We start from the raw sequence: 24,805 nt of genomic DNA on the forward strand, positions 1-24,805 counted from the left end.
CGCTTCGGGGCTGGGTCCCCGCTAGCGTTCGCCTTTGCGGTACGGCTTCATCAGCGCTTGGGGGTAGGCGGCGCGGCGCGCCATGACTACCAGGGCGAGGATGGACAGGATGTAGGGCAGCATCAGGTACACCTGATACGGTAGCTCGGGCAGGCCGGGCAAGGCCGCGCCGCCTTGTTGCAGGCGCAGTTGCAGCGCGTCGAAGAAGGCGAAGATCAACGCGCCCAGCAGCGCCTTGCCGGGCCGCCACGATGCAAACACCACCAGCGCCACGCACACCCAGCCGCGGCCGTTGACCATGTTGAAAAAGAACGCGTTGAACGCCGCCAGCGTCAGGAAGCTACCGGCCACGCCCATCAGTGCCGACCCGGCCACAATCGCGCCGATGCGCAGTCGCGTGACGGACAGGCCCTGCCCTTCGGCGGCGGCGGGGTTTTCGCCCACCATGCGGATCGCCAACCCGACCGGGGTGCGGTTCAGCACCCAGGCAAGAATGGGCACGGCGGCCAGCGCGATCAGTGTCATGGGCGTCTGCCCCGCCAGCACCGGGCCGATCAGCGGAATGCCGTCCAGGAATTTCATCTCGGCAAACGGCGTGATCGTGGGCGGCGTGTTCACGCTGGGAAACGTCACCCGGTAAGCAAAGTACGACAGGCTGGTGGCAAGCAGCGTCACGCCCAATCCCGACACGTGTTGCGACAGCCCCAGCGGCACCGTCAGCACGGCATGCAGCAAACCGAACACGGCACCGGCAAAGGCCGCCGCCAACACGCCCACATACAGCGGCGCGCCCAGGTACACGACCAGCCAGCCGGTAAATGCCCCGGCGGCCATGATGCCTTCGATGCCCAGATTCAACACCCCCGCGCGCTCGCACAGCAGCACGCCCAAGGTGCCCAGAATCAACGGCGTCGCCAGACGCAGCACGGCGACCCAGAAGGCCGAGGAACTCAACAGATCCATCCATTCCATGGCGTGCTCCTCAAGCCCGGTTGCGGCGCAGGCGGTACTGCGCAAATAGCGTCGCGACCAGCATGGCAAGCAACGAGGTGGCGACGATGACGTCGGCGATGTAGTTCGGCACCGCGATGGCGCGGCTCATGCTGTCCGCGCCGACCAGCATGCCGGCGACAAAGATGCTGGCAAGGATCACGCCCAGCGGATGCAGCCCGGCCAGCATGGCGACGACCACGCCGGTGTAGCCATAGCCCGGCGACATATCCAGCGTGACGTAGCCGGTGCGGCCCGCCACTTCGATGGCGCCCGCCAGGCCGGCCAGGGCGCCGGACAACATCGCGGTGCCCAGCATCACGCGGTTGACCGGCAGGCCCAGGAAACGCGAGGCGTGCGCGTTGGCGCCCACGGCGCGCATCTGGAAGCCGAACACCGTGTAGCGATTCAACAGCCACAAGCCCAGCGCCAGGCCCGCGGCCCACAGCAGCCCGGTGTGGGCGCGCGTGCGCTCGATCAGCTTGCCCAATTCCAGGTCGCCGTTAAGCGCCACGGACTGCGGCCAGCCCATCGCCATCGGGTCCTTCATGGGGCCGTCCAGCATCATGGACACGAACAGCAGCACGATGAAGTTGCCCAGCAAGGTGGTTACCACTTCGTCCACGCCCAGGCGGGTCTTGAGCAGCGCGGGAATCAGCAGCAGCAAGGCGCCGGCCAGCGCGGCCGCCAGCATCATGCCGCCGAACAGCACGGGCACGGGCAGGTCGAACCCCGTGCCGTCGTGCAGCCCGCCGATGGCCACCGCCGCCAGCGCGCCCAGGTACAGCTGGCCTTCGGCGCCGATGTTGTAGAAGCGCGCGCGAAACGCCACGGCACAGGCCAGGCCCGTCAGCATCAAGGGCGTGGCGCGGGTCAGCGTTTCAGACAGCGCGAAGCGCGAGCCGAACGCGCCTTCGAACAGCAGCGCGTAGGTGCGGCCCACGGGCGCGCCGGCCCAGGCGACCAGCAAAGTGCAGACCGCCAGGGTGAAGAGGATGGCCGCGATGGGGGCCAAGGCCAGCGCCAGGCGGCTGGGCTCGGGGCGGCGTTCCAGGATCAGTTTCATGCGAGTAAGGCTCGGTAAAGGGGGGCGCGGCGGGCGCGGCGCGCGACGGTATGAGTCGTCACGCGCGCGTTCCCGTCATGGCCAGGCCGACGGTGGCGGGCGTCCATTCGGCCACCGGTTTGACGGCCACCAGCTTGCCGCCGCACAGCACGGCGATGCGGTCGGCCAGCGCAAAGATTTCTTCCAGGTCTTCGGACACCAGCAGCACGCCGGCGCCGCGCGCGCGGGCGGCCAGCAGCTGCTCGCGCACATAGGCCACGGCGCCGATGTCCAGGCCCCAGGTGGGCTGGTCGGCCACGATGAAGCGCGGTTCGCGCGCCAGCGTGCGGCCCAGGATCAGCTTTTGCATATTGCCGCCCGACAGGCTGCGCGTGCGCACATCCAGCGAGGCCGCGCGCACATCGAACTGCTTGGCCAGTGACGCGGCGTAGGCGCGGCCGGCGCGTGCGCGGATCAAACCGTAGCGCGCGAAGCGCTTGTCTTTGAGGTCTTCAACGATGGCGTTTTCCCAAAGCGGGCTGTCGCCGATCATGCCTTCGCCGTGGCGGTCTTCGGGGATGCGGCCGACGCGGGCAGCGGTCCAGCCGGCGGGCGTGGTGGGCGCGGGCGCGTGTTCCGCGCCCAGCCGGATGGTGCCGTCGCTGGGGTGGCGCAGGCCGGTCAGCACCGATACCAGCGCCTGCTGGCCGTTGCCGGCCACGCCCGCGATCGCCACGATTTCATGTTTGTGGACGGTCAGGTCCAGGCTGTCCAGGCGCGGCGCGCCATCGCGGCCGTCGCGCACGGTCACTTGCGACAAGGTCACGACCGGCGCGGCCTGTTCGGCGGCGGCCACCGCCTCGGCGCGCGGCATGACGACCTTGCGGCCCACCATCAGTTCCGCAAGCTCGGCGGGGCTGGTGCCGGCGGTGTCGCGTTCGGCCACCAGCTTGCCCTGGCGCAGCACGGCCACGCGGCGCGATACGGCCATCACTTCGTCCAGCTTGTGCGAAATGAAGATGACGGCCAGGCCGTCGTCGACAAAGCCGCGCAAGGTGGCGAACAGATCCTGTACTTCTTGCGGCGTGAGCACCGCGGTGGGCTCATCCAGGATCAGCACGCGCGCGCCGCGATACAGCGCCTTCAGGATTTCAACGCGCTGTTTTTCGCCGACGGACAAGCCGCCCACGCGCGCGTCCGGGTCCACGCCCAGGCCGAAGCGCTGGCCCAGTTCAACCAGGCGGCGGCGTGCCTTGGCGCGGCCCGAGGCCAGCTTCCACAGCGATTCCGTGCCGACCATGATGTTGTCCAACACGGTCAGGTTGTCGGCCAGGGTGAAGTGCTGATGCACCATGCCCACGCCCGCCGCCAGCGCGGCGTCGGGCCGGCCGGGCGGCAGGGGCTTGCCGAACACGTCAATGCTGCCGGCATCGGCCACATAGTGGCCGAACAGAATCGACACCAGCGTCGATTTGCCGGCGCCGTTCTCGCCCAGCAAGGCCAAGACCTCGCCCTGCCGTAGCGTCAGCGAGATATCGTCGTTGGCCGTCAGGCTGCCGAACCGTTTGGTGATCCCTGTCAGTTGCAGGGCGAGAGGCGCTTGGTTCATCGTGCCGAGGACTTGGGTTCTTTGTCGTTGACCTTGACGGCGAAGCTGCCATCCAGGATGGCCTTCTGCTTGGCGTCGACCTTGGCGACGAGATCGGCGGGGATCTTCTTTTCGAAGGTGCCCAGCGGCGCGAGAGACGAGCCCTTGTGCTTCATCAACGAGTACTGGCCGTAGTCTTCAGCCTTGAACGTGCCGGCCTTGACCTGCTTGAGGGCTTCGTCGATGGTCGGTTCCATGCTCCACAACGCGGATGCCACGACGGTCTCGGGGTACTGCGGCTGCGTGTCGATCACGTTGCCGATAGCCAGCTTGCCGCGTTCCTTGGCGGCATCCGACACGCCGAAACGCTCGGCGTACAGCACGTCCGCGCCCTTGTCGATCATGGCGAAGGCGGCTTCCTTGGCCTTCGGGGGATCGAACCACGAACCGATGAAGGTCACGGTGAATTCGGCCTTCGGGTTCACTTCCTTGGCGCCTTCAATGAAGGCTTGCATCAGGCGGTTCACTTCGGGGATGGGGTAGCCGCCCACCAGGCCGATCTTGCCGGTCTGGCTCATGCCGCCGGCGATCATGCCGGTCAGGTACGCGGGTTCCTGGATGTAGTTGTCGAACACCGAGAAGTTGGGCTGCTGCGGCTTGCCCGACGAGCCCATCAGGAAGGCGGTCTGCGGATAGTCCTTGGCCACCTTGCGCGCGGCGGCTTCCACGGCGAAGGCTTCACCGACGACCAGCTTGTTGCCCTGCTCGGCGTACTGGCGCATCACGCGCTCGTAGTCGGCGTTGGTGACGTTTTCCGAGAAGGTGTAGTCGATCTCGCCACGGTCGCGCGCGGCGGTCAGCGCCTTGTGGATGCGCGACACCCATTGCTGCTCGACCGGTACCGTGTAGATGGCGGCAACCTTGGTCTTGGCGGGGGCTTGGGCTTGCGCCGCGCCCGAGAACAGCAGCACGCCGGTGGCGGCGGCCGCGGCCAGCTTGAGCAGGCCACGGCGGGCAATGCCGCCTGCGGACGAGGGGGACAGGGATTTCATGCGGGTGACTCCTTCGCGGGGGATGGAAACGTGATGGGATGGCAGCGATGCGGCGGCGGCACGGTGTGTGCCGGACAGCGCCGCGCACGGCCGGCAATGCGGGTGTCGCGCGGAATCGCGGTCCAACGTGCCACGGTCCCGGCCACCGGCGGACAAGCCGGGGCAATCGGACGAAAACGTGGGCGTGGGATCGGTCATCGGATGGGGACGCCGGAAGGCGCGTCCCACCCACATGGTCGGGTTCGCTGCCAGTCCTGGCGAAGCAAGTTGTATGCCATGCGCTTGCCCTGCACTAGTCGGGGAAACCTGATGGCCGGGCGGAATTATAGGCACCCTGGCAGGGAAACGTGGCACCAATTTGGTGCCTGCCGTCCCAAGGGATGGACACGGCGCGTGGAAAACCGCGTTTTGGTGCGCGGGCGCGTTCGCCAAGCGCCGCGCGGGCGGCAGGCCCATTAAAATCGCCGCTTCGGCCGTGCGTGGCGCGGCAAGCTGGAAGATCCATGCAAGACATTCAATTGCTGCTCGAGCAATACGGCGGGTGGCTGGTGTTCGCCAACGTCCTGGTCGAACAGGCGGGCCTGCCCGTGCCCGCCTATCCCATGTTGATCGCTGCCGGTGCGTTGGGCGGCGCGGCGGGTTGGCTCGCGCCGTGGCTGGCCGCGACCGTTGCCTGCCTGTTGGCCGACACGCTTTGGTATGTGGCCGGCCGCCGATATGGCGCGCGGCTGTTGGGCGTGGTTTGCAAGATGTCCTTGTCGCAGGATTCCTGCATACGCCAGACGCAGCGCCTGTACCTGCGCATTGGCGTGCGCGCCTTGCTGGTGTGCAAGTTCCTGCCCGGCGCGGGCGCGCTGTCCACCGTCATGGCCGGGCTGACCGGCACGGCGTATCGGCGCTTCCTGGTCTACGACCTGGTCGGCGCGATGATCTGGGCGGGTTCCGCGCTGCTGCTGGGCGGGCTGTTCCACAGCGTCATCAACGACGTGCTGGATGTGCTGGGCACCTACGGCCCGATGGGCTTGGGTGTGCTGGCGGCGGTGCTGGCGCTGTACATACTGGCGCGCTTTTTGCGCCGCAAGATCCTGCTGCGCAGCCTGCGCGTCATCCCGCGCGTGTCGGTCGACGAGCTGATGCAATGGCGCCAGGACGGCCGCAACACGCTGGTCTTTGACGTGCGGCCCGACGCGCAAGGCGACGGCGCGCGCATTCCCGGCGCCATCGCCGTGGACCTGAAGGCGCCCCTGCCCAAGCTGGACGCGCAGGCGCTGGATTCCGACATCGTGGTCTATTGCGCCTGCCCGAACGAGGTCTCGGCCGCACTGCTCGCCTCGCGCCTGCGCGCTGCGGGATACCCCAAGACGTGGGCGCTGCGCGGCGGCTACGAAGCGTGGATGGAGCGCAATCAAGAGGCTTGATCGAAAGCGGGCGACACGTGAGACCGGTGACCCGTGGCACTCGGTTGCCCGGTCTGGTCCCTGGCCAACCGTCTTGCGCCATGTCGGAATTCGGCTCCCCCTGATATGCGCTATCAGACTCCTCCTATAGACCTGCCCCGCGTCTATTGCGCAAGATCTTGGCTTCGGGTTGAGGTCCAGGACGCCGTGCCTCTTGCATGCCGGCCTGGTTCCCGTCGACAAGGAGGTCTTGCATGGCAGCCCCTGTTGTCGGTGCGCTTATCTGGGGATATCGCGCCTATCGTGCTTACGCCGCCTACGAAACGGCGCAAACCGCCATCGAAACGGCCGAGACGCTGGCGCAGATCGGCCAGCGCAAGAAAGAGGTCCAGACCATCCTTAAAGATGCCATCAGCGGCATGAAGAAAGAGATCGACATCAAGAGCTCGACGTTCGTGCGCACTGGCGGCAACGTCACGGTGTCGCGCGGCCGCCGTGAAAACGTGACGTACCGGCAGTACATCGAACGCAAGATCCCATTCCGGCCGGTGATCAGCATGGTGTGCCAGTGGGCGCTGAAGTCGCCGCTGATCGTGCCCAGACGGATACGCAAGAAGATCCCGGGCGAGGTCATCGAAACCACGATCGATATCGCGCTCAAGCAGACCACGGCGTCGCTGGTGTTTGAAGCGGTGGATGACCTGCTGGCGTGGCAAAGCCCTTTGAAAGCGGAACCTAACTACAACGCCGCGTCGCGCGCGGCGATGCTGGGCGACCCGGCGACGCGACCCCTGCGCATCAGTGAATATTTCCCCTTCTGGCCAAGGCCGAAAGGCAGCCTGGCGCCGGATTTGGTCATCGTGGAATACCGCCAGCAGCCGTTTGAGGTCGACAACGTGTTCGCGGCGGTGGAGATCAAGTTTCCGAACGACTGGGTCAGGGATGTGCAGATAAGCGACTACCTTGAACTGATGGGCCGGGATCCCCAAAAAGTTGCACTCTTGCGGGTGCCGGAGGATTGCACCGGCTATCGGCCAGAGAAGGCAGGCGATAGCGATCGAAAGCCAAGGAGAGGACGATGAGCACCAGTCACCCTTTGATCGACGACGACGATCTGTTCGGCATGGTCACCGACCTGAAAAAATGGCCTCACACCGCCGTCGACCACGGCGCGTTCGAATTATCGACAACCCTGTTTTCGACGTTCTACTTCACCTACGAGCCCACGCATTACCTTCAGACAACGCTCGCGATGATCGATGTGAAGGAGGCATTCGAGAATCTGGTTGGGCATCCGTTCACCGTCGCCACGCATCCCGACTCCGAGCGCCCGCATCCCTACGGCTCGAAGCGGCTTGGCGATATACGCGAGTGGGCGAGGCGAAAGCCTCTGGAAAATGTTTTCGTCGTAAAGTTCTCAGACGAAAAGAACTACCAAAGTTCGCCAACCCATTCCGCGTATCTGTGGCGGCACAATCTGCGGGGCGATCGTGAACAAAACTATTCATCAATCCAGTTTTATTACCGCTGGCAATGGTGGCTGGACAACAAGGACGCGTGGCGGCGGTTCGTGCTGGATGCAATCGGCCGCCTGAAGCCGGCCCAGGTCTACAGCGGCTTTTCAATGGGAAACCCGCTGGAATTCGGCATGCGTGCCGAAACAGCGGTATGGGATCGCGCGTTGGCGCCACATTTTTATGGCCTGGATACCGATTACCCATTCGGCATGTCGCTCACGCCGCAGCTGCCTTCCGGCATCCGTCCACCCACCTGGGGCTTCTTCCTGTCCGACATCTGGCGCAATAAGGCGTCTCTTTCCAGCGAAGACGTGATCGCGCAACTTGCCGATCCGCGTATCCGTATCGACGCCCTGAGTGGCGGTCATTGGATCGAGCTGGGGCCGCAACCCGAGCTCTATCCGGTGGAAGACGGCGTGCCCGCGCTTCCCGTTTTGCTCAACCGGCTGCTGCGCAGAATTCGCCACCCGCAGCTGGATCTGGTCGGCTTCGGCGAATGGGACGGCGACCCGAACGAACGCTTCAACCGTCGCGACACTCAGCGTTGGCTGGCGCGGTTCGACGATGACAGCGATTGGCCCACGCCGGACATTCGTGGTCATGAACCAGGGGCGCCGGCGGTCGATCCCGTACCCACCCACGTCGTCGCGGGCAGCACGATTCCGTCTGAGGGCTGGTGGTACACGCTGGCGCAAGACCAGTCACGCCGCTACTTCAAGGCCGACGATGTCGCGCCACCCATCTCCCAGGACACCTCGCGCGGGCGCGTCATCTGGCAACGCGATATCGACCAGCGGGCGCCTGAACCTGAACCGGCGCGCGGCGCCGAAACGGGCCAGCTTGCCCCTCGCGCCGGTCAGTGGCGCGCGCACGAAGTGGCCGACGTCTGGTGCGTCGTGGCCAAACATGAGCCCTTGCCGGCGTACCAAGGGCGCCCAATAACGTGGCGGTGGATGCACGAAGCCGTGGCCGCGCCCGCGGGCGCCGCGCACGGTCGGTCGGGCCAGGCCTGCCCCTACCCCGGCACATGGACGTGCCAGGAATTTGCCACGGGCCCCCAGACCTTCATGCATCAGACGATCTTCCCGCAGATCAATGGGCAGGACGTCACCTGGGTACTGGTGACATTCATGAAATAACCGGCCCAGGCTGATGATCGGCCCTGCGACGCGTTGTGGCCGCGCGGGCTCGTTTGTATGCACGCCGGGGTGGGCGAGGCTTGTTGCCAAGCGCATAATTCCAGTTCAGCCCGCAATACAGGTGGGCGGCTACAGGAGAGACGAATGCGGTTGTTGTTTTTGGGTGCCGGCGGCACGGGCGGATATTTCGGCGGGCGCGCTGCGCAGGCGGGCGCGGATGTGACCTTTCTGGTGCGCGAACCGCGCGCCGCGCGCTTGCGCGAACAAGGCTTGCGCATCAAGAGCCCGCTCGGTGATGCCACCTTGCATCCGAAGCTGGTCACGCAGCGGACGCTGCAAGGCACCTATGACGTGGTTGTGCTCAGCTGCAAGGCGTACGACCTGGCCAGCGCCATCGACGCCATCCGCCCCGCTGTCGGTCCGGATACCGCCGTGCTGCCCATCATGAACGGCGTGCTGCAATACGACGTGCTGGACCGCGAATTTGAACCGCATCGCGTGTTGGGCGGGCTGTGCCAGATCAACGCCACGCTGGGCCCGGACGGCGAAGTGGTGCACCTGGGCAAGCACGCGAATATCGTCTTCGGCGAACGCGCGGGCCCGGCGCGCAGCGAGCGTTGCGTGGCGCTGGAACAGGCTCTGGCCGGCGGTGAATATGTCAGCCGCCTTAGCGAAGACATCCACCAGGACATGTGGGAAAAGTACGTGATGCTGACCACGCTGGCCGCCGCCACGTGCCTGATGCGCGGCTCGATCGGCCAGATTGCGTCCACCGACGACGGCATCGATATCCTGAAAAGCCTGCTGCAAGAATCGCAGGCCGTGGCCGCCGCTTCCGGCCATGCGGTGCGTCCGGAGGCCGATGCGTTTGTGCAGAACTTGATCAGCGACCGCACGCAACCCATGACGGCGTCCATGTTCCGCGACCTGCGCCAGGGCCTGCCGGTGGAAGCGGACCACATTGTGGGCGACATGGTGCATCGCGCCCACACGCTGGGCGTGGACGCGACCTATCTGCGCGTGGCCTATTCGCATTTGCAGGTGTATCAGGCGCAGCGCGCGGCCGCTGCCGGTTGATTGGTCCGGGTGGGTCTATGGGTTCATGATCCATTGATTCATGATCCATTGATGCATGGATTGCAAAAAACTCGTCCCTTTTGATGGGTTTGTTGTTCGGAATTGACCGAATAGTATGGATTGCCAGATTCGGGGCGACAGGCGGCGCATCGTGCACCGCCTGCCGCCCCGCCCCTTTCCCAGGAGCAAGACCATGAAAATCGCATTGATCGGAATCACGGGCCGTGTGGGCTCGCGCGTGGCGGACGAACTGCTCAAGCGCGGCCACCAGGTAACGGGCATCGCCCGCAACCCAGCCGACGTCAACGCCCAGCCCGGCCTGACCATCCAGCAGGGCGACGCCACCGACCCCGCCACCTTGACCCCCCTGCTGGCCGGCCACGACGCCGTGGTCAGCGCCACGCGCTTCGTGTCGACCGACGCCAAGCCCCTGATCGCCGCCGTGAAGAACGCGGGCGTGCCGCGCCTGCTGGTGGTCGGCGGCGCGGGCAGCCTGCTGGTGGCGCCCGGCACGCTGCTGATCGACACCCCTGAATTTCCGGATGCCTACAAACCCGAGGCGCGCGCCGGCGTCGTGTTCCTGGACACGCTGCGCCAGGAAAAGGTGCTGAACTGGACGTTCCTGTCGCCCTCGGCAATGTTTGAGCCGGGCGAGCGCACCGGCCAGTTCCGCCTGGGCGAAGACCACCTGTTGGCCGATGACGAAGGCAAGAGCTGGATTTCGATGGAGGACTACGCGATTGCGCTGGCCGACGAAATCGAAACCCCGCAGCATGCGCGCCGCCGCTACACGGTGGGCTACTGAAGCCGCCGCCGGCCCCTGCCGCCAAGGTACCTGGGAGCCCGTCAAGGGCTCCTTTTTCTATTGTGCAAGCCTGCCGGAACCCGCCTTTTTGTTTGTAAACTGGCAGGCCGCCAGCCGGCGTATCCAGAAGTTGTCCGTATGCGTATGAAGTGCAAATCCTTGGCCGCCTGTGTGCTGCTTGCGTCCCAAAGCCTGGCCTGCGCGCCCGCGCTGGCGGCCGCGCCGCAGTCGAACAAGGAGATCGTCGTTGCGTTTTTTCGCATGATGTTCCAGGACCGCGACGTCGATGAGGCTGTGCGCCTGTACGTCAGCCCCAACTATGTGCAGCACAACCCTTACATGCGTGATGGCGTCAGCCCCATGGTTGATTTCTTCCCGCCTTATTTCGGCCAGCATCCGCAAGCCATCGTCGACATCAAGCGTGTGATCGCCGAGGGCGATCTGGTGGTGATCCACAATCAATGGCGTGATTCGCCTGAAGATCGAGGTCAGGCCATCGTCGACATCTTTCGGGTCGACAAAGGAAAGATCGTCGAACACTGGGACGTCAGCCAGGAAATTCCCGAGAACCCCGCCAATCAGAATGGCATGTTCTAACAAGGCCGCCATGTCACGTATCGAAGCCGTAGAGTTGCCCCGGTCCTACCTGCTGTTGAACCACGGCCCCACCGTGCTGGTCACCAGCGCCCATGGCGCATCGCGCAACGTGATGGCGGCCGCGTGGGCGATGCCGCTGGATTTCAATCCGGCCAAGATGCTGGTGGTGGTGGACAAGAACACCTACACGCGCGAACTCATCGAAGCATCGGGCGAATTCGCGCTGTGCATACCGTCGCGCGCGCAGGCTGCGGCCACCTTGAAGGTGGGCTCGGAAACGGGCCGGGGCGTGGACAAGTTCGAACACTGCGGGCTGACCACGTTTGCCGCCAGCAAGATCGGCGCGCCGCTGGTCAGCGACTGCCTGGGCTGGCTGGAATGCAAGGTCGTGCCCGAACCGCACAACCAGCAGGCTTATGATCTGTTCATCGGCGAAGTCGTGGCCGCGTGGGCCGCGCCCGATGTGTTCTCGCAAAACCGCTGGCACTTCCCCCAAGACGAGCGCCGTTCGATTCACTATGTGGCGGGCGGTTCGTTCTTTACCACCGGCCAGCCCTTCAACGTTTCAGAACCGGAGTAGCCCCTATGCGCAGCGTGTATCTTGCGGGGTTCGACGTCTTCCTGCCCGATGCCGTGGCGCATGGCCAGCGGCTCAAGGCCTTGTGCGCGACGTACGGATTCGAGGGGCTTTTTCCCTTGGACAATACGGCGCCGCAAGACCTGTCGGGCGCGGCACTGGCGCAGTGGATCTATCGCGAGAACGTCGCGTTGATCCGGCGTGCCGACATGGTGATGGCCAACTTGAATGCGTTCCGGGGTACCGAGCCGGATTCGGGCACGGCCTTCGAGGTGGGCTACGCCATCGCCTGCGGCAAGCCGGTATGGGGCTATACCAGCCAGGCGGGATCGCTGATCGATCAGGTGGCGGTGGGGGCGGCGGCCGACGACGGCGCCGCGCGCATGGTCGACGCCGATGGCTACACGGTAGAAGACTTCGGCTTGAATCTGAACCTGATGCTGGCGTGCAGTGCGCGCATCGTGGTGGGCAAGGCTTCCGATTGCCTGGCCCGCATGGCGCAGGACGCCGGCGGGAGCCGGTAATAGCGCCAGTCGCCGCCGCTGACTTCGCCGCTGCTTACGTTGCCGCCGCTTCCTTCGCCACCACTTACTTCGCCACCACTTACTTCGCCGCCTTCTTGCGCGTTGCCTTCTTCGCCACCGGCGTACCCAGATACCCCATCACCGCATCCACCACGGCCTCTTCCAGCTGCTCGGTGGAAAAGCCCGCGGGCGGCTCCAACGCCGCCGCGTGCACCAGCGATTCCATGATGCGCAGCACCACATAGGTCGCCAGATCGCGATCCTGCTGCGCGATCTCGGCCCGGTGCAGTTCCAGCAGATGCCGCATGCGGCGGTGGATGTCCTGGTCGGCCATGCTGTGTTCGCGCGGCGTGTCGAACAAGGGGAATTCCCGTTCCAGCACGCGGTGCAGCGCGGGTTCCAGCAGGTGCGCGTGCAGCATGGCCTGCACGATGGCGGCCACGCGCTCTTGCAGCGTCGCGGCGGGATTGCTGTTCAGCACATCGTCGATGACATCCAGCATCTGGTTGTCATGGCGCTGGTGCAGCGCCGCGATCAGCGCGTTCTTGTTCGGAAAGTACTGGTACAGCGACCCGACGCTGACCCCCGCCGTTTCAGCGATCAGATTGGTGTTGGTGCCCGCGTAGCCGTGCGAGGCCAACACGTGAGCCGTCGCTTGCAGGATCGTGTCGACGGTGTGCTGGGAACGGAGCTGGCGCGGCGATTTTCGGGGCTGGGGAATGGCGGTCATGGATGCGTTGAAAGGCGAGTATCAAACCTGAGCAATGGCTCATGGAATTTACGGCAGGCAATCTGATTTTTTACCCGCAAGCGCGGATTATGCCATCGACGAATTCAGTCGCGATGGTGTCAGATCGCCACGCCCTTTTCACGCACGCATTTCTCAATGCCCGACGTCAGACCGTGGCGGCCATTTCCAGCACTTCGTCGTCCACGGGCTGCGTCTGGCCGTCTTTCAGCTGTTGCAGGTGGTCGGCCAGTTCGGCGATGGTCAGGGCGACCAGGCCGTGCTGGGCGGCGTAGCGTTCAAGCGAGGCGCCGCGCATCATGGTGCCGTCGGGGTTCATCAGTTCGCACAGCACGCCGGCCGGGCGCAGGCCGGCCAGCACGGCCAGGTCGACCGAGCCTTCGGTGTGACCGCGTCGCGTCAGCACGCCACCGGGCTGCGCGCGCAGCGGGAAGACGTGGCCGGGGCTCACGATGTCTTCGCTTTGCGCGGTCGGCGAAATCGCCGCGCGGATGGTGGTGACGCGGTCCACGGCGGACACGCCGGTGCTGACGCCGTCGCGCGCCTCGATCGACACGGTGAATGCGGTGGCGAAGCGGCTTTGGTTGCGCGTGACCATGGGCGGAAGTTCCAGGCGGTCCAGCGTTTCGCCGGGCAGGCACAGGCAGACGATGCCGCTGCCGTCGCGGATCAGTTGCGCCATGACGGGCACGGTCAGCTTGTCGGCGGCGACGATAAGGTCAGCTTCGTTCTCGCGATCGAAGTCGTCCATGAGGATGACGGGACGGCCCAGGCGCAAATGATGCAGCGCGCGCTGCAAACGGGCGGTGAACGGTTGCGAAGCCAGGCTGGGGAGGGACTGCGGGGTATTGAGGTTGGACATTGAAACGCTCTCGCAAAATGAAGGGGGCGAAAAACGTTTCAGGGCTAATCGACAGCCAAGCACAATACGACGTTCCAGGCGCAAGTGCGCCTGGATGACGGGTGTTGTGCCGGCACATCTTCTCTCATCCGGACTATGACCGTCGGCTCTGGCATCTCACCAGATCTGCTGACCCCGATGTCCGTGAAGGACGCCGGGCGCTCGCGGGCTCGCCACATTGCATGGCATACCGCCGGTGGGGAATTGCACCCCGCCCTGAAGACGTACTGCATGTCGTGTTAACGACATCGGCGATTGTACGCCTGTCCGCGCGGATGGTGGGACAGGGGGGGCGGGGGTGCGTACGCCGAGTTTCAGGGGACGGATTTGTCGGCCGGGGCCGCCTGGGTCGGGGCCTTTTTCGTTGCTGCCCGCTTCGTTGCTGCCTTCTTCGGTGCAGCCTTTCTCGGTGCAGCCTTCTTCGTCGCTGCGTTCTTCGTCGCGGCCTCCTTCGGTGCTGCCTTCTTCGGTGCGGCCTTCTTCGCTGCGGCCTTCGTCCGCGGCTCCGCCACCTTCTCCGCCTTCTCCGTCACCGCTTCCGCCGCTTCCTTCGATGCCTTCTTATCCGTCTTCTTCTTCGGCAGCGCCAGCATCGTGCCTCGGCACGGCGGGGTGCCGCACAGGCAGCGGTAGCCTTCTTTCAGCGCCTTGGTGATGCGGCCGTCCAGCACCAGCCCGTAGTCGTACGACAGCTCGGTGCCGCGCGGGATGTCCTGCAAGGCCACGATGTAGACGCGCTTGCCGTGCTTGCCTTCCTGCGCTTCGCAATTGGGCTGACAGGAATGGTTGATCCAGCGCGCGTCATTGCCTTGGTCGCCACCGTCGATCACGCGGCCGGAACTGAGCGCGAAGAAGAACGTGTGGAACGGATCGTCCGGGTTGGTCGGATGGCGCCGGTCGGCTTCCTTGGCGCTGATGCGCGCGCCGCCGTACTCGATGATGCGTGTGCCCGCGGGGATCTTGCGGGCGGCGAAGACGCCATTGCCATGCAACTTCGAGCGGCGAACGACGTGCCAGGGCTTGATCGGGGTGGCTTCGGTGGTCATGGAGGCGTGGGGCGAGACGGTGGGGGAATGAGACGAAACAGAATTATATCGACGCGCTTGTGACACGGATGACAGGCGTATAGTGAGCGCCGCCTTGTCTTTACTTGATATTCATCATGATCGTCCGTCCGCGGCCTTCCGCGTTGGGTTTGTTCTTTGTGTTGCGCGGTTCCATCATCCCGCGCATTCTCAGCAGGATCCTCGTCATCACGCTGTTGTCCTGCGTGGTGGTGTGGATGTACCACCGCCAGTGGTTCTCGCCCGCGCACCTGACGGCGGTGCCGTTTTCGCTGTTCGGGCTGGCGCTGTCGGTGTTCATGGGGTTTCGCAACAACGTCTGCTATGACCGTTGGTGGGAAGCCCGCAAGCAATGGGGCGACCTGATCGTGCAGGCGCGCAGCCTGGCGCGCGAAAGCGCTGTGCTGCTGGCCGCCAGCACCGCCAACCCGATCCAGGAACGGCTGGTGCGGCGCTGCATCGGTTTCGGTTATGGCCTGGCGGCGCGGCTGCGCGAGCAGGACATGGTCGATGCGGTGCGCCCCTGGGTGCAGCAAGACGAACTGGACACGCTGGCCGGTTGCCGCAACGTGCCCGACGCCCTGCTCATGGCCATCAACCGCGATCTGGCCGGCTGCCTGCGGCGCGGCGAACTCAGCGACATTCTTTACCAGGGCCTGACCCAACGCGTGGCCCAGTGCGCCGCCATCCAGGCCGCCTGCGAACGCATCAAGTTCACGCCCTGTCCGTTCGCGTATTCCTTGCTGCTGCATCGCACGGCATGGCTGTTCTGCCTGCTGCTGCCGTTTGGCCTGGTGGGCACGCTGGAATATCTGACGCCCGTGGCGGTCATCATCATTGCCTACACCTTCTTTGGGCTGGACGCGTTGGGTGACGAGCTTGAGGACCCCTTCGGCCTGGAAGAAAACGACCTGCCCCTGTCGGCGCTGGCCCGCGTCATCGAGATCGATTTGCTGGAAGGCCTGGGCGTGCGCCCGCTACCGGAACCGGCCGTGCCGCAGGACTACATCCTGCGCTGAGCGCCGCTTCAGGCCACCGGGCCGGTCAGCGGCAGCATGGTCTCCTTCAGCCGACGCAGCACAAAGCAGGACTTGCTGTGGCGGATGCCGGGGATGCGGTACAGCTGCTCGCGCAGCAGCCGTTCGTAGTCGCGCGTGTCGCGCACGGCGATGCGGATGTAATAGTCGTAATCGCCCGACACCAGAAACGCTTCCAGCACTTCGGGGATGGCCGCCAGCGCGCGGCCGAACTCGTACAAGGTTTCTTCACTGTGGCTTTCCAGCGTCACGTGCACGATGACCGTGTCCATGAAGCCCAGGCTGGCCGGGTCGATGTCCACGGTGTAGCCCCGGATGACGCCGGCGCCCTCCATCCGCTTGATGCGATTCCAGCACGGGGTAGACGACAGCCCCACCGCCGCGCCGATCTCATTCAAGCTGGCGCGCGCGTTCTCTTGCAGCACCTTCAAAATGGCGAGGTCAAACTTGTCCAGGTTCATTTTCTTTGATTCCTCCAAATCAAAGATGAATTTACTCCGGCTAACCCGTATTCGTGGAAAAGAAGATAAAAATTCTGCGCGCCTACGAATAAGATAGATAGCATGAACGATCGCCTGCACCCCACCGCCGCCGCCGCGCTAGCCGCCACCGAAGCCCCTCCTGCCAACGGGGCCAAGATTCTGCTCGATACGCTGATTGCGAACGGGGTCGATACCGTGTTCGGCTACCCGGGGGGCGCGGTCCTGCCGCTGTACGACGCCTTGTACGCCGAGCCGCGCCTGCGCCACGTGCTGGTGCGCCACGAGCAGGCCGCCGTGCACGCCGCCGAGGGCTATGCCCGCAGCACCGGCCGCACGGGCGTGGTGTTCGTGACCTCTGGCCCCGGCATGGCCAACACCACCTCCGGCCTGCTGGACGCGATGTGCGATTCGATTCCGGTGCTGTGCATCAGCGGCCAGGTCGCTACCGCCGCGATCGGCACCGACGCCTTTCAGGAATGCGATGCCATTGGCATTTCGCGTTCCGTCACCAAGTGGAATACCCAGATCCGCGCCGTGGACGACGTGGCCAACGTGGTGGGGCGCGCATTTGAACTGACCCGCCAGGGCCGGCCCGGCCCGGTGCTGGTGGACTTTCCGAAAGACGTGCAGCTGGCCGTCCCGCGCGATGCGGATGACGATGTGCCGGGCCTGCCGTCGCAGCAAAAGCTGGCCGCGCTGCGAGCGCGCCGGCAGTCGGGCAAGCTGGCGGCCAAGTTGCCGCAGTCGGCCGTGCGCCGCGCCGCCGCGTTGATCGCACAGGCCAAGCGTCCCATCTTCTACGGCGGTGGCGGCCTGGTGAATGCCGGCCCCGAGGCCTGCCAGGCCTTCACGGATCTGGTGCGCCACACCGGCGCGCCGTGCACGTTGACGCTGATGGGCCTGGGCGCCTTCCCCGCATCCGACCCGCGGTTTGTCGGCATGCTGGGCATGCACGGCACCGTTGAAGCCAACCTGGCCATGCACAACGCCGATCTGGTCGTGTGCATCGGCGCCCGGTTCGACGACCGCATCACCGGCAAGCTGTCCGAGTTTTGCCCGCACGCCCGCAAGATCCATATCGACATCGACCCGGCCTCCATCAACAAGGTGGTGCGCGTGGACGTGGCGTTGGTGGGCGACTGCCTGCCGCTGGTGCGCGCGCTGCGCGCCGAACTGGGCGACGCACCGCTGGAGCCCGCGCGCCTGGCGCCGTGGTTCAAGCGTATCGAGGCCTGGCGCGCGCAGGACTGCCTGGGCTTCACGCCTGCCGCCGACGCCATCTTGCCGCAGCACCTGATGTCCAGCCTGAACGCCGCGCTGGCCGATCGCGACGCCATCGTGTCCACCGACGTGGGCCAGCACCAGATGTGGGCCGCGCAATACCTGCGTTTCGACAAGCCGAACCGCTGGTTGACGTCGGGCGGCGCCGGCACGATGGGCTATGGCGTGCCCGCCGCCATCGGTGCGCAGGTGGCGCATCCCGACAAGACCGTCGTGTGCGTCAGCGGCGATGCATCGGTGCTGATGAACATCCAGGAACTGTCCACCGCCATGCAACACCAGACGCCCGTGAAGGTCGTGCTGTGCAACAACGGCTACATGGGCATGGTGCGCCAATGGCAGGAACTGATCCACGGCGGCCGCTACAGCCACAGCTATAACGCGTCGCTGCCTGACTTCGTGGCGCTGGCGCGCGCGTTCGGCTGGGGCGCGGCGCGCGTGGATGATCCGGCCAAGCTGGACGCCGCGCTGGCCGAATGCCTGGCGCATGACGGGCCGTACTTTCTTGACGTGGCGGTGACCGCGCAAGAGAACTGCTTTCCGATGATGCCGGCGGGCCACGGCCACCAGAAGATGATGCTGGCCGAAGGCGTCTGGTACCAGGACGAGACGACCTGATCGCCTAGAACTGGATCGACAGGCCGCCGTCCACCACCAGCACGTGCCCGTTCACGTAGGACGCGGCCGGTGACGCCAGGAACACCGCCGCGCCGGCGATTTCTTCCGGCTCGCCCCACCGGCCCGTTGGATTGCGCGCGGCGATGCGCGGGCCGAAGTTCGGGTCCGCCACCATGGCCGCGTTGGTTTCCGTGGCGAACGTGCCCGGCGCGATGGCGTTGCTGGTGATGTGCTGGCCGCCAAATTCTGCCGCCAGCGCGCGCACCATGCCCGTCAAACCCTGCTTGGCGGCGGGATAGACCGCGTCGCCCGCCCTCGCCAATTCCCCCACCACCGACGTGATCGCGATCAGGCGCCCGCCGCCCTGGCGCACCATGCGTTCGGCCGCGAACTTGGCCAGCAGCATGCCGGCCACCAGATCGGTATCGATCAATTCTCGGATTTCGGCCGGCGTTGTGTCGCGCAGCGTCTTGCGGTTGCGTGCGCCCACGTTGTTGACCAGCACGTCCAGCCGGCCATGCTCGTCGTCGATGCGTTGAAAGGCGCGCGCCATGTCGGCGTCGTTGCTGACGTCGAACGGCAAGGCATGCGCGTCCAGGCCCGCATCGGCCAGCTCGGCCACGGCGGCGTCCACCGACGCGCTGTTGCGGCCGTTGATCAACACGCGCGCGCCGCAGCCGGCCAACGCGCGCGCAATGCAAAAGCCCAGCCCGCGCGCGGACCCGGTTATCAGCGCCACCTGGCCCGTCAGGTCGAAGTTACGCAAATAGGGAAGAGTGCTCATCAATGCTGTCCCGAATGTTCCATGGTCATTCCCTGAATTCCGGCGCCCAATGCAGCAGCCGCCGTTCCAGCCAGGTCACACAATAAACCAGCGCGATACCAACGATGGACAGCAGCGTTACGGCCGCGAACATGTCGGTGGCGTTCAAGGTGGCCAGCGCGGTGATCATCAGGTAGCCCATGCCCGTGGTCGACCCGACGAATTCGGCCAGCACCACGCCAATCAACGCAAAGCTGATGGCGTTGGGCAAGGCGGCGAACGTCCAGGCCGCGGCGGTGGGTATGCGCACCCGCCACAGGATCTGGCGCGGCGAGCCGCCCAGCGTGCGGCAGAAGTCCACCAATTCACGCTCGACGCTGCGCCCGCCCTTGTAGGTGTTGAAGAACACCAGGAAGAACACCACGAACCACGATGTCACCACCTTGGAAGCCAGCCCCAGGCCGAAGAACATGGTGATGAGGGGCACGAAGGCGATGCGCGGCATCGAGTTGAACGCCACGATGAACGGGTTGAAGACGTCGGCCAGGAAGCGGCTGCGGCTAAGCGTCATGCCGACGATAAAGCCGCTGCCCACCCCCACCACCAGCCCCACCATCGTGGCTTGCAAGGTCAGCCAAAGATGCGGCCACACCGAGCGCGGGCCGGGTTGCAGCCATTCCCACAAACGCACCGCCACGCGGGACGGCTGGCTGATGAAGAAGGGGTCGAACAAGGTGTTCTGCGTGAACCACGGAATGCGCGTCAGCGTTTCCCATGACCCAAGAATGACGGCAAGAATCAGCACCTGCCACAACGTGATGCGGACTCGGCGCTTGATGCCGGCGCGGCGGTCCAGCCGTAGCTGGTCTTGCAAGGAATTTGAGGTTTCAGTCGGAATCATGGGGCAGGAAGAATCAGGCGGCGGCGCGGAACTGCTGGCCCAGCACGCTCCAGAGGCTTTGCACATGGGCGACGAACTGCGGCGTTTCACGCAGCGTGAACACGTCGCGCGGATGCGGGATGCGGATGCGTTCATCGAGCAGCACGCGGCTGGGCGGGCCGGACAGCACCACCACGCGGTCCGACAGCAGGATGGCTTCGTCCAGGTCGTGCGTGACCATCACGATGGTCTGGCCCAGCTTGCGCCAGATCTCCATCAGCTCGCGATGCAGGTGCGTCTTGGTGTGTGTGTCCAGCGCGCCAAAGGGCTCGTCCAGCAGCAGGATGCGCGGCTCGACAGCCAGGCTCATCAACAGCGCCACGCGCCGCCGCATGCCGCCCGACAGCTGGTGCGGAAAGGCGTCGGCGAAGTCGGTCAGGTGGCCAAGCTCAAGCAGTTCGGCCACGCGCTGCGCGATCTTGTCGGCGGCCACGCCGTGAAACTTCAGCCCCAGCGCCACGTTCTTCTTGACGCTGAACCACGGCAGCAAGGTGTCTTTCTGAAAGATGTAGCCCAGTGCTGGCGGCACCTGCCCGTCCACTTGCCGGCCATCCACGTGGATGCTGCCGGTGGTGGGCCGCAAAAAGCCGGCGATCATGTTCAGCAGCGTGCTCTTGCCGCAGCCCGAGGGGCCGACGATGGAGACGAATTCACCCGCTTCGATGGTCAGGCTGACGTTGCCCACCGCATGCGTCGTGCCCTGGCGTGACTGGTACGCCTTGCCGACCTTGTCCAGCGTAATCATCAAAGGCCCCGCGCTTTGCGCACGAAGCTCATGTTCACGCATTTGGCATAGGGCACGGTCTTGATTTCGTCATTGGAAAACTGGCGGCCGTCGCCCATGATGGCCGTCATGCGGTTGTATGCGTCTTCGGTGATGATGTTGTCTTTCAAGAACACCGTGTCTTTGTAGACGCCCAGCGTTTTCTCGATGGCGGCGCGCGGGAACGCGCTGAGGTAGTCGTCGTAGATGACGTCGGCGATGCCCGAGGCCGGGGTGGCGGTGATGAAGTCCTGCGCCTTGACCATTGCGCTGACGAAGGCCTGCACCACTTCCGGGCGCTTCTGGATGGTGTCTTGCAGCGTCAACGCGGCAATGCCTGGCACGTCGCCGCCCATGAATTCGTTCCACGAGGCTTCGGTGGTGGCGTCGAAAATCGGCACGCCCCAGCCTTCCTGGCGAGCCTGTTCCATCATCGACATGGTGGCCATGCTGGCGGATACCGAGCCGGTCTTGAGCGCGCCCAGCATCGTGGCCAGATCGCCCAGGGGCCGGATGTCGACCTTGTCGGCCACGCCGGCTTTCTGCATCAGGTACAGCGCCATCAGCCAGGTGCTGGACTGCGGTTGCGTGGCGCCGACGCGCTTGCCGGCCAGGTCTTTCAACGACTTGATCTTGCCGCTTTCGAAGTCTTCGCGGCGCACGATGATGTTGGCGTACGTCAGCTTGCGGTCAAAGCCGAACACCAGCGTGGCGGCCTTGCCGGCAATGGTCAGCGCGGGGGCGGCCGTGGCGGCGGTGGCGCCGAACACGATCTGGCCGGCCGCCAGCAGCTGGTTGGTGCGCGGGCCGCTTTGCGAATTCAGGTATTCAACGTCCAGGCCGCCTTCGTTGAAGTAGCCCTTCTTGAGCGCCACGTAGCCGGCCGCAAAAAAGGGATCGATGCTGCCTTGTCCGTAGACGACGCGGCCCAGCTTGGGCTGGGCAAAGGCAACGCGCCCGTCAAGCAAGGCGACACCGGCCAGGGCGCCGGCGGCGGTCAGGATGCGGCGGCGCGTGGTGAAGCGGGGGCTGTGGGTCATGTCGTCCTCGAATTGATTTTTGGTTGGCGCTTTGGGTGGCGCTGTTTGGCGTAAACAATACCCCAGCGTGTGCGGCCCAACAATGGAAAACGCCCGGGTTGTCCGGGCGTGGGTCGGCAAATGGCAGCCGGGTACGGGATCAGGCGTGATCAGGGGCGAGTGGCTCCGCCCTTTTCGTCGCGCCTGGATTCCCGTTACGAAGCGGTTTTCTTCGGCGCGGCCTTTTTGACTGCCTTCTTGGCGGCGGTCTTGGTGGCCGTCTTGGTGGCTGTCTTAGTTGCGGTTTTCTTCACCGCCGCTTTCTTGGCCGGCGCTTTTTTCGCTGCCGTCTTCGCTGCGGTCTTCGTCGCCGTCTTCGAGGCGGTCTTGGACGGGGCGCGACCCGGTTTTTCAGGACGCGGCTCGAACTCGAAGCCGATCTTGCCGTCGGGCTGACGCACCAGGAATGCCTTGAACTTGCGGTTCGTGCGGCTGGACACAAAGCCGTCCAAGAGGTCGGTGCGGCCGGTGGTCAGCAGCTTGCCCATCTGTTCGGCCGAGATCTCCTGTTGCAGGATGACCTTGCCCGAGCGGAAGTCGCAGGTCTTCTCAGGCCCGACCGACTTTTCGCAAACGTAGCTCATGCCGTGCTCGAACACGCGCGACTGGCACTTGGGGCAGGGGCCGACCGGCGTGTGGCCGGAGAAGTCCACCGCTTCGGTGTCGTCTTCGTCGTTCTGGCCGAAGTCGAATTCCAGCTTGTACTCGTCGCTGATACGCAGAATGGCGGCAAACGGACGGCCCATCTTGCTGATGAAGCCTTGCAGCGGACCGATCTCGCGCTTGGCCAGCAGCTCTTCGACTTCCGGCAGTTCGAACGTGCGGCCGCCCGGATGCTTGCCAATCGAGAAATCGCAGGCGGTGCAGGCAAAGCGGCGATAGTTTTCCTTGACCACCGCGCCGCACTTGGGGCACGGCGTTTGCAAGGTGGCGTAGTCGCCGGGCACCGTGTCGCGCTCGTATTCCTTGGCGCGCTTGACGATCACCTGGGTCATCTGCGCGATTTCGCGCATGAAGGCCTCGCGGCCCAGGCCGCCCTGCTCGATCTGCTTGAGCTTGTGTTCCCATTCGCCCGTCAGTTCGGGCGAGGTCAGTTCGGTCACATCCAGGCCGGACAGCAGCGTCATCAGCTGGCGCGCCTTGGCGGTGGGCACCAGGTCGCGGCCTTCGCGGCGCAGGTACACCTCGTTGAGCAGGCCTTCGATGATGGCGGCGCGTGTGGCCGGCGTACCCAGGCCGCGTTCGGACATGGCTTCGCGCAGTTCTTCGTCGTCCACCAGCTTGCCGGCGCCTTCCATGGCGGACAACAAGGTGCCTTCGTTAAAGCGGGCGGGCGGTTTGGTCGAGAGGCCCACGGCTTCGACGTCTTCCGTGCGCACCGTTTCGCCATCGGCAACCGGCACCAGGTTGGCGTCTTCGCCTTGGGCTTCCTTGCCGTACACGGCCAGCCAGCCCGGGGTGACCAGCACCTTGCCGTCGGTGCGGAAGCGATGCCCCTGCACTTCGGTCAGGCGCGTGGTGACGCGGTATTCGGCCGCCGGGAAGAACACGGCCAGGAAGCGCTTGAGCACCAGGTCGTACAGCTTGGCCTCGGCTTCGCTCAGGTCGTGCGGGATTTGCAGCGTGGGGATGATGGCAAAGTGATCCGACACCTTCTTGTTGTCGAAGATGCGGCGGTTGGGCTTCACCCACTGCTGGCTGACGACGGTGCCCGCGTGGCGCGACAGGCCGCCCACGGCGTTCGAGCCGCCCGTGGCCAGCGCGCGCATCGTTTCCTGCACCGTGGTGATGTAGTCCTCGGGCAGGTAGCGCGAATCGGTACGCGGATAGGTCAGCGCCTTGTGGCGTTCGTACAGGGTCTGGGCCAGCGACAGCGTGGTCTTGGCCGAAAAGCCGAAACGGCCGTTGGCCTCGCGCTGCAACGACGTCAGGTCGTACAGGGCCGGCGACATCTGGGTCGACGGCTTGGATTCTTCGGTGACGTTGCCCGGCTGGTCGCGGCAGGCTGCCACCACGCTTTGCGCGGCGGCGGCGGACCACAGGCGCGATTCACGCTTTTCCGGGTCGCGGTCGTCTTTCTTGAATTGGGGGTCGATCCAGCGGCCTTCGTACAGGCCGGCGGCGGCGATGAAGGTGGCGCGCACTTCCCAGTAGTCGCGGGGCACGAAGCGGCGGATGCGCTCTTCGCGCTCGGCCACGATGGCCAGCGTGGGCGTTTGCACCCGGCCCACCGGCGTCTTGAAGAAGCCGCCGTCCTTGCTGTTGAAGGCGGTCATGGCGCGCGTGCCGTTGATGCCGACCAGCCAGTCGGCTTCAGCGCGCGAGCGGGCGGCCGCTTCCAGCGGCTTGAGCTGCACGTCGTCGCGCAGGTTGGCGAAGGCTTCGCGGATGGCGGCCTGCGTCATCGATTGCAGCCAGAGGCGCTGAATCGGCTTTTTCACACCCGCATACTGAATGATGTAGCGGAAGATCAGTTCGCCCTCGCGTCCCGCGTCACAGGCGTTGATGATCGAATCCACGTCCTTGCGCTTGGCCAGGCGGACCAGCAGCTTCAGGCGTTCCGCCGACTTCTTGTCGGTGGGGCCGAGTTCGAATTCCGGCGGAATCACGGGCAGGTGCGCGAAGCTCCACTTTCCCTTGACCGGATCATTGGGCGCGACCAAGCTCAGCAAATGGCCGATGCTGGATGCGAGTACGTAACGTTCGCTTTCAAAATAGTCGCCCTCGCGCGCAAAGCCTCCCAAGGCGCGTGATATATCAAGGGCCACCGAGGGCTTCTCGGCAATAATCAGCGTTTTATTCATGTGTATCCAGTGGCGGT

At 65.1% G+C, this 24,805-nt stretch carries 22 protein-coding genes, 1 pseudogene and 1 riboswitch; of the genes and pseudogenes, 10 read left to right on the forward strand and 13 right to left on the reverse strand.

The features are described 5' to 3' along the window. Window positions 1-21 precede the first annotated feature (21 nt). The 4 genes from YH64_RS02800 to YH64_RS02815 are packed head-to-tail and all read right to left on the reverse strand — an operon-like array spanning window position 22 to window position 4,675. Entirely contained in the window at window positions 22-972 is a 951-nt protein-coding gene (locus YH64_RS02800) for an ABC transporter permease (RefSeq protein ID WP_046804007.1), read from the reverse strand. 10 nt (window positions 973-982) lie between these two features. Beyond that, window positions 983-2,056 carry an ABC transporter permease gene (locus YH64_RS02805; protein ID WP_046804006.1) on the reverse strand — a complete coding sequence of 358 codons (1,074 nt, stop codon included), beginning with the start codon at window positions 2,054-2,056 and terminating at the stop codon, window positions 983-985. A 58-nt stretch (window positions 2,057-2,114) separates the two neighbouring features. Further along, a complete protein-coding gene (locus YH64_RS02810) occupies window positions 2,115-3,644 on the reverse strand; it encodes an ABC transporter ATP-binding protein (RefSeq protein ID WP_143215226.1) in 1,530 nt (509 codons plus the stop codon). Next, window positions 3,641-4,675 (reverse strand): BMP family protein, encoded by a 1,035-nt coding sequence (locus YH64_RS02815; protein WP_082134413.1) that lies wholly within the window; start codon window positions 4,673-4,675, stop codon window positions 3,641-3,643. Before YH64_RS02815 ends, YH64_RS02810 begins: the two co-directional genes overlap by 4 nt. Window positions 4,676-5,178: 503 nt before the next feature. Between YH64_RS02815 and YH64_RS02820 the strand changes: the two genes are divergently transcribed. From YH64_RS02820 to YH64_RS02855, 8 genes are all read left to right on the forward strand, one after another. Next, complete coding sequence (locus YH64_RS02820) at window positions 5,179-6,093, forward strand: DedA family protein/thiosulfate sulfurtransferase GlpE (RefSeq protein WP_046804004.1); 915 nt, start codon at window positions 5,179-5,181, stop codon at window positions 6,091-6,093. Window positions 6,094-6,290: 197 nt separating this feature from the next. After that, complete coding sequence (locus YH64_RS02825; RefSeq protein WP_255444098.1) at window positions 6,291-7,154, forward strand: VRR-NUC domain-containing protein; 864 nt, start codon at window positions 6,291-6,293, stop codon at window positions 7,152-7,154. After that, entirely contained in the window at window positions 7,151-8,728 is a 1,578-nt protein-coding gene (locus tag YH64_RS02830; protein WP_052945975.1) for a type VI immunity family protein, read from the forward strand. The genes YH64_RS02825 and YH64_RS02830 overlap by 4 nt, the downstream gene beginning before the upstream one ends. 144 nt (window positions 8,729-8,872) lie before the next feature. Next, on the forward strand, window positions 8,873-9,805 hold the full coding sequence (gene panE / locus YH64_RS02835) for a 2-dehydropantoate 2-reductase (RefSeq protein WP_046804002.1): 933 nt from the start codon (window positions 8,873-8,875) through the stop codon (window positions 9,803-9,805). Window positions 9,806-9,998: 193 nt separating this feature from the next. After that, window positions 9,999-10,610 carry an NAD(P)-dependent oxidoreductase gene (locus YH64_RS02840; RefSeq protein WP_046804001.1) on the forward strand — a complete coding sequence of 204 codons (612 nt, stop codon included), beginning with the start codon at window positions 9,999-10,001 and terminating at the stop codon, window positions 10,608-10,610. A 138-nt stretch (window positions 10,611-10,748) separates the two neighbouring features. Beyond that, window positions 10,749-11,207 carry a nuclear transport factor 2 family protein gene (locus tag YH64_RS02845; RefSeq protein ID WP_052945974.1) on the forward strand — a complete coding sequence of 153 codons (459 nt, stop codon included), beginning with the start codon at window positions 10,749-10,751 and terminating at the stop codon, window positions 11,205-11,207. 10 nt (window positions 11,208-11,217) lie between these two features. Next, window positions 11,218-11,787 (forward strand): flavin reductase family protein, encoded by a 570-nt coding sequence (locus YH64_RS02850; RefSeq protein WP_046804053.1) that lies wholly within the window; start codon window positions 11,218-11,220, stop codon window positions 11,785-11,787. Between the two features lie 5 nt (window positions 11,788-11,792). Then, window positions 11,793-12,308: a nucleoside 2-deoxyribosyltransferase gene (locus YH64_RS02855; RefSeq protein WP_046804000.1), complete on the forward strand. Its 516-nt coding sequence runs from the start codon at window positions 11,793-11,795 to the stop codon at window positions 12,306-12,308. Between the two features lie 79 nt (window positions 12,309-12,387). Here the strand turns inward: YH64_RS02855 and YH64_RS02860 are convergent, their stop codons facing one another. The 3 genes and pseudogenes from YH64_RS02860 to YH64_RS02870 form a co-directional block, all read right to left on the reverse strand. Further along, entirely contained in the window at window positions 12,388-13,038 is a 651-nt protein-coding gene (locus YH64_RS02860; RefSeq protein WP_046803999.1) for a TetR/AcrR family transcriptional regulator, read from the reverse strand. Between the two features lie 166 nt (window positions 13,039-13,204). Next, on the reverse strand, window positions 13,205-13,918 hold the full coding sequence (gene ribB / locus YH64_RS02865; protein ID WP_046803998.1) for a 3,4-dihydroxy-2-butanone-4-phosphate synthase: 714 nt from the start codon (window positions 13,916-13,918) through the stop codon (window positions 13,205-13,207). A gap of 112 nt (window positions 13,919-14,030) precedes the next feature. Then, window positions 14,031-14,185: riboswitch (FMN riboswitch) on the reverse strand. Window positions 14,186-14,496: 311 nt separating this feature from the next. Continuing rightward, window positions 14,497-15,003 (reverse strand): annotated as a pseudogene (locus tag YH64_RS02870) (SET domain-containing protein); the annotation flags it as partial. Between the two features lie 116 nt (window positions 15,004-15,119). Between YH64_RS02870 and YH64_RS02875 the strand changes: the two are divergent. Beyond that, window positions 15,120-16,040 carry a bestrophin family protein gene (locus tag YH64_RS02875; protein ID WP_046803996.1) on the forward strand — a complete coding sequence of 307 codons (921 nt, stop codon included), beginning with the start codon at window positions 15,120-15,122 and terminating at the stop codon, window positions 16,038-16,040. An 8-nt stretch (window positions 16,041-16,048) separates the two neighbouring features. Here YH64_RS02875 and YH64_RS02880 read toward each other — a convergent pair whose 3' ends face one another. Next, a complete protein-coding gene (locus YH64_RS02880; RefSeq protein WP_046803995.1) occupies window positions 16,049-16,519 on the reverse strand; it encodes an Lrp/AsnC family transcriptional regulator in 471 nt (156 codons plus the stop codon). 93 nt (window positions 16,520-16,612) lie between these two features. On the opposite strand from YH64_RS02880, the gene ilvB reads away from it, so the two are divergent. Next, the gene (gene ilvB, locus YH64_RS02885) at window positions 16,613-18,439 is read left to right on the forward strand and encodes a biosynthetic-type acetolactate synthase large subunit (RefSeq protein ID WP_143215227.1); all 1,827 of its coding nucleotides are present in this window, start codon (window positions 16,613-16,615) and stop codon (window positions 18,437-18,439) included. A 4-nt stretch (window positions 18,440-18,443) separates the two neighbouring features. Here ilvB and YH64_RS02890 read toward each other — a convergent pair whose 3' ends face one another. The 5 genes from YH64_RS02890 to YH64_RS02910 all read right to left on the reverse strand — a co-directional run bounded on the left by YH64_RS02890 (window position 18,444) and on the right by YH64_RS02910 (window position 24,788). Further along, a complete protein-coding gene (locus YH64_RS02890; protein WP_046803993.1) occupies window positions 18,444-19,223 on the reverse strand; it encodes an SDR family oxidoreductase in 780 nt (259 codons plus the stop codon). A 25-nt stretch (window positions 19,224-19,248) separates the two neighbouring features. After that, window positions 19,249-20,103 (reverse strand): ABC transporter permease, encoded by an 855-nt coding sequence (locus tag YH64_RS02895; protein WP_120153330.1) that lies wholly within the window; start codon window positions 20,101-20,103, stop codon window positions 19,249-19,251. A gap of 13 nt (window positions 20,104-20,116) precedes the next feature. Then, the gene (locus YH64_RS02900; RefSeq protein WP_046803991.1) at window positions 20,117-20,887 is read right to left on the reverse strand and encodes an ABC transporter ATP-binding protein; all 771 of its coding nucleotides are present in this window, start codon (window positions 20,885-20,887) and stop codon (window positions 20,117-20,119) included. After that, window positions 20,887-21,945, reverse strand: a complete 1,059-nt coding sequence (locus YH64_RS02905) for an ABC transporter substrate-binding protein (protein ID WP_046803990.1) — start codon at window positions 21,943-21,945, stop codon at window positions 20,887-20,889. The genes YH64_RS02900 and YH64_RS02905 overlap by 1 nt, the downstream gene beginning before the upstream one ends. A gap of 194 nt (window positions 21,946-22,139) precedes the next feature. Next, window positions 22,140-24,788, reverse strand: a complete 2,649-nt coding sequence (locus tag YH64_RS02910; RefSeq protein WP_046803989.1) for a DNA topoisomerase III — start codon at window positions 24,786-24,788, stop codon at window positions 22,140-22,142. Window positions 24,789-24,805: the final 17 nt, after the last annotated feature.

Origin of the sequence: Achromobacter sp. LC458 (genome assembly GCF_001005835.2) — a bacterium.
Classification (GTDB): domain Bacteria; phylum Pseudomonadota; class Gammaproteobacteria; order Burkholderiales; family Burkholderiaceae_B; genus Achromobacter; species Achromobacter spanius_B.

Excerpts from the sequence above, each read along its gene's own strand:
- YH64_RS02830 (WP_052945975.1), top strand. The coding sequence starts at position 7,151 with ATGAGCACCAGTCACCCTTTGATCGACGACGACGATCTGTTCGGCATG.
- YH64_RS02880 (WP_046803995.1), bottom strand. The coding sequence starts at position 16,519 with ATGAACCTGGACAAGTTTGACCTCGCCATTTTGAAGGTGCTGCAAGAG.
- YH64_RS02810 (WP_143215226.1), bottom strand. The coding sequence starts at position 3,644 with ATGAACCAAGCGCCTCTCGCCCTGCAACTGACAGGGATCACCAAACGG.
- YH64_RS02825 (WP_255444098.1), top strand. The coding sequence starts at position 6,291 with ATGCCGGCCTGGTTCCCGTCGACAAGGAGGTCTTGCATGGCAGCCCCT.
- YH64_RS02855 (WP_046804000.1), top strand. The coding sequence starts at position 11,793 with ATGCGCAGCGTGTATCTTGCGGGGTTCGACGTCTTCCTGCCCGATGCC.
- YH64_RS02850 (WP_046804053.1), top strand. The coding sequence starts at position 11,218 with ATGTCACGTATCGAAGCCGTAGAGTTGCCCCGGTCCTACCTGCTGTTG.
- YH64_RS02840 (WP_046804001.1), top strand. The coding sequence starts at position 9,999 with ATGAAAATCGCATTGATCGGAATCACGGGCCGTGTGGGCTCGCGCGTG.
- YH64_RS02890 (WP_046803993.1), bottom strand. The coding sequence starts at position 19,223 with ATGAGCACTCTTCCCTATTTGCGTAACTTCGACCTGACGGGCCAGGTG.
- YH64_RS02860 (WP_046803999.1), bottom strand. The coding sequence starts at position 13,038 with ATGACCGCCATTCCCCAGCCCCGAAAATCGCCGCGCCAGCTCCGTTCC.
- YH64_RS02820 (WP_046804004.1), top strand. The coding sequence starts at position 5,179 with ATGCAAGACATTCAATTGCTGCTCGAGCAATACGGCGGGTGGCTGGTG.
- YH64_RS02800 (WP_046804007.1), bottom strand. The coding sequence starts at position 972 with ATGGAATGGATGGATCTGTTGAGTTCCTCGGCCTTCTGGGTCGCCGTG.
- panE (WP_046804002.1), top strand. The coding sequence starts at position 8,873 with ATGCGGTTGTTGTTTTTGGGTGCCGGCGGCACGGGCGGATATTTCGGC.
- YH64_RS02895 (WP_120153330.1), bottom strand. The coding sequence starts at position 20,103 with ATGATTCCGACTGAAACCTCAAATTCCTTGCAAGACCAGCTACGGCTG.
- YH64_RS02900 (WP_046803991.1), bottom strand. The coding sequence starts at position 20,887 with ATGATTACGCTGGACAAGGTCGGCAAGGCGTACCAGTCACGCCAGGGC.
- YH64_RS02905 (WP_046803990.1), bottom strand. The coding sequence starts at position 21,945 with ATGACCCACAGCCCCCGCTTCACCACGCGCCGCCGCATCCTGACCGCC.
- YH64_RS02805 (WP_046804006.1), bottom strand. The coding sequence starts at position 2,056 with ATGAAACTGATCCTGGAACGCCGCCCCGAGCCCAGCCGCCTGGCGCTG.
- YH64_RS02815 (WP_082134413.1), bottom strand. The coding sequence starts at position 4,675 with ATGAAATCCCTGTCCCCCTCGTCCGCAGGCGGCATTGCCCGCCGTGGC.
- YH64_RS02875 (WP_046803996.1), top strand. The coding sequence starts at position 15,120 with ATGATCGTCCGTCCGCGGCCTTCCGCGTTGGGTTTGTTCTTTGTGTTG.
- ribB (WP_046803998.1), bottom strand. The coding sequence starts at position 13,918 with ATGTCCAACCTCAATACCCCGCAGTCCCTCCCCAGCCTGGCTTCGCAA.
- YH64_RS02910 (WP_046803989.1), bottom strand. The coding sequence starts at position 24,788 with ATGAATAAAACGCTGATTATTGCCGAGAAGCCCTCGGTGGCCCTTGAT.
- YH64_RS02845 (WP_052945974.1), top strand. The coding sequence starts at position 10,749 with ATGCGTATGAAGTGCAAATCCTTGGCCGCCTGTGTGCTGCTTGCGTCC.